The organism is Kitasatospora sp. NPDC007106, from assembly GCF_040634455.1.
In the GTDB taxonomy this organism is placed as follows: domain Bacteria; phylum Actinomycetota; class Actinomycetes; order Streptomycetales; family Streptomycetaceae; genus Kitasatospora; species Kitasatospora arboriphila.
In genome coordinates, this window is the sequence record NZ_JBEYFP010000844.1 from 1 (window position 1) to 2446 (window position 2446).

The 2446-nt window shown below is 76.2% G+C and carries 2 protein-coding genes; one reads left to right on the top strand and one right to left on the bottom strand.

Going from position 1 to position 2446, the window contains the following annotated elements; genetic code table 11:
• Positions 1 to 685: alpha/beta hydrolase (locus tag ABZ641_RS33125; protein WP_359987880.1), on the top strand; the 685-nt coding region annotated here is incomplete at its 5' end.
• On the opposite strand, the gene ABZ641_RS33130 is transcribed toward ABZ641_RS33125, so the two are convergent.
• Positions 670 to 2220 carry a glycoside hydrolase family 43 protein gene (locus tag ABZ641_RS33130; protein WP_359987883.1) on the bottom strand — a complete coding sequence of 517 codons (1551 nt, stop codon included), beginning with the start codon at positions 2218 to 2220 and terminating at the stop codon, positions 670 to 672. The genes ABZ641_RS33125 and ABZ641_RS33130 overlap by 16 nt on opposite strands.
• Positions 2221 to 2446: the final 226 nt, after the last annotated feature.

Below are 2446 nucleotides of genomic sequence, written 5' to 3' on the forward strand. Positions count from 1 at the left end.
GTTCGCACCGAGCCAGCGCGGGCACGGCGGCGCCGACTGCCCGCCGGCGGGCTACCGGCCCGCGGACTTCGCGGCCGACCTCGCCGCCTTCCTCGACCTGCTGGGCATCGACCGGCCCGTGCTCGTCGGCGCGTCCAGTGCGGGTTTCACCGTCCGCCGGTACGCCGCCGAGCGCCCGGAACGCGTCCGCGGGCTGGTCCTCCTCGGCACGCCCGCGCTGCTGGCCGACAAGCCGGAGGCCGTCGCCGTCCGGGACGCCGTCTCCCGGATGACCGACCCGCCGGACCCGGCCGCCGTCCGCGCGATGGTGGAGTCGATCGTCGCCCGGCCACTGCCGCCGGACTTCGCCGGCCTGATGGTGCGGGAGGGTCTGCGGGTGCCGGCCCGGGTGTGGCGGGACACCGTCGACGGGCTGTTCGGCGAGACCGGCCTCGACGGTCTGGAGCGGATCACCGCGCCCGCCCTGCTGATCTGGGGCGACCGGGACGGGATCCTGCCGCGGGCCGACCAGGAGCGGCTGGCGGCCGCCCTGCCGCGCTCCGAACTCCTCGTCCACGAGGGCTCGGGCCACGTCGTCCAGTGGGACGACCCCGGGCGCACCGCCGCCGACCTGGCCGAGTTCGTCGCGACCCGCTGCGGTGGCGGCGGCGGTGGCGGGGGCGGCGGCGGTCAGGCCCCGGCGTAGCGGAACCAGTCGAAGTCGGCCCGGGTGGCCGTCGGGTGCGGCGCGGTGGCGTACAGGCCGAGGTGGCAGCCGGTGAACCCGCCCGCGTGCCGGCTGCTGAGGATGCGGCCGTCCACCGTGCCGAGCTCGGCGGCCGGGCCGTCGGCGGGCCCGCAGCGGAAGGTGTACTGCTGGCCGCGGGCGACCGCGCCCAGGACCAGCGGGCCCGAGGCGAGCGGCAGTTCGGCCCGGACGGTGTCCCGCCCGCCGTCCCGGACGGTCAGCCGGGCGACCCGGCCGCCCGCGCCGTCGCCGTCCACCAGCAGCCGGACGTGGTGGTCCGGGTCGTAGTACGCCACCAGGCCGGCCTGCTCGCCGGGTGCGGCCGGTGCGAAGTCGAGCGCCGCCTCGGCGGTGAAGTCGGCGTGCTGCTGGCGGCGGCCGACGAAGCTCGGCGTCACCCGTTCGGCGAGGGTCTGCGGCAGCAGCCGCAGCCGCAGGTGGCCGGGGCGTTCGTCCAGACTGTGGAAGGCCGCCCGCGGGGTTCGCAACAGGCTCCAGTGCGGGCCCAGTTCCGGTGCGTCGAAGTGGTCGACCGGGCCGGGCTCCGGCCAGGGGTGCGGCGGCAGCGCGATCCGGGTGGACTCCTCCAGCCGGCCGCTGCCGGGGTTGACCACCGGCCAGCCGTCCTCCCAGACGACCCGGGCGACGAAGGTCTCCCGGCCGAGGTTGGCGTGCCCGCCGCCGCCGTACGGCCGGGAGGCGAGCAGCAGCGCGTACCAGTCGCCGGCCGGGGTGCGGACGAGGTCGGCGTGCCCGGCGCCGGTGACGGGGTGGCCGAACCCGAGGTGGCGGTGGGTCAGCACCGGGTTGCGGGGGTTGTTCCGGTACGGCCCGGTGAGCCGGCGGCTGCGGGCGACGGTGACGGCGTGGTCGTGCTCGGTGCCGCCCTCGGCGAGCACCAGCACGTAGTGGTCCTCGTGCCGGTACAGGTGCGGGCCCTCGGCCCAGCGGGCGTCGACCAGGGCGCCGCGGAAGAGCACGTGCTCCTCGCCGGTGAGCACGCCCTGGTCGAGGTCGATGCCGCGCAGCCAGATCTCCGTCCGGCCCTCCTCGTCGGTCGGACGGGTGCCGAGCAGGTGGGCGGAGCCGTCGTCGTCGAAGAAGAGCGACGGGTCGAAGCCGGGCGCCCCGGGCAGCCAGACCGGGTCCGACCAGGCGCCGGCCGGGTCGTCGGCGGTGAGCAGGAAGGTGCCGTCCTGCTGCAGCCCGTCGACCAGGGTGCACACCAGGTGGAAGCGGCCGCGGGCGTGGTGCAGCGAGGCGGCGTAGAGGCCGCCGGAGGGGCGGACGCCGTCCAGGGCGAGTTGCCCCGGGCGGTCCACGGCGTGCCCGATCGGCCGCCAGTGCGCCAAGTCCCGGCTGTGGAACAGCGGGAGGCCCGGGAAGTACTCGAAGGAGGAGGTGACCAGGTAGTAGTCCTCGCCGACCCGGCAGACCGACGGGTCGGGGTGGACGCACCTCGAAAACCGTTGCCCGGGCCCACGCCGGGTGATGTCGGTGGCCGCTGCTTCCGTTCGTTCGGTAGCCCTCGGTGATCGGCTCCTGCGCCCGGGTGGACCTACATCGACGGTGAAGCCCCGGACGGAAAGCACTGGGTCGGCCGCACCGCACGCGGCGGACCAACCGTGGATCCGCGTTCAGCTGTCGGTGTGTCGGGGGAAGGGGGCGAGGTCGGGTTCGACCCAGCCGGTCCTGGCGGGGGTGCTCGCCAGTGTCGAG